Annotated in this window: 1 protein-coding gene; it reads right to left on the minus strand. The window is 68.0% G+C overall.

The window, feature by feature from the left end; all coding sequences use genetic code 11:
* Positions 1 to 618, minus strand: a 618-nt coding sequence (locus G7A99_RS23635; RefSeq protein ID WP_163144504.1) for an ATP-binding cassette domain-containing protein, incomplete at both ends; no start/stop codon positions are given.

Consider the following 618-nt stretch of genomic DNA (forward strand, 5'->3'; position numbering starts at 1 on the left):
CCGTGTCGGGCGGTCGAAGGTGATACGCCCGTCCTGGACCAGGTTGATCCGGTCGCAGACGTCGAAGACCTGGGCGTAGTTGTGGGCGACGATGATCACCGATACGTCGGAGTGCTCCTTGAGCCGCCGGATCACGTCGAGGATCAGTGCACTCTCGCGCACGCCCATCGCCGCAGTGGGCTCGTCGAGCAGCAGGATGCGGGCGTCGGAATAGACCGCACGCGCCACCGCCACAGCCTGACGCTGCCCGCCCGAGAGCTTCGAGATCTCGACGTCCACGGACGGCACGTTCACCCCCATGCGCTCCAGGTGCGACGCCGCGGCACGGCGCATGGCCCGGTCGTCGAGGATCCGCAGCGCACCGCCCCGGGTGATCTCGCGCTGCAGGAACATGTTGCGGAAGACGCTGAGCTCGTCGACCAGCGCCAGGTCCTGGTAGACCGGCTCGATCCCCAGGGAGCGGGCGTGCATCACTGACTGCAGGGTCACGGGCTCCCCGTCGATGTGGAGCGTCCCGCTGGTGGGCTGGTGAAAACCGGTGAGGATCTTCATCAGCGTCGATTTGCCGGCACCGTTGTCGCCCAGCAGCGCCAGCACCTCGCCCCGTCCCAGCCGGAG

It is taken from the genome of Arhodomonas sp. KWT (genome assembly GCF_010993615.1).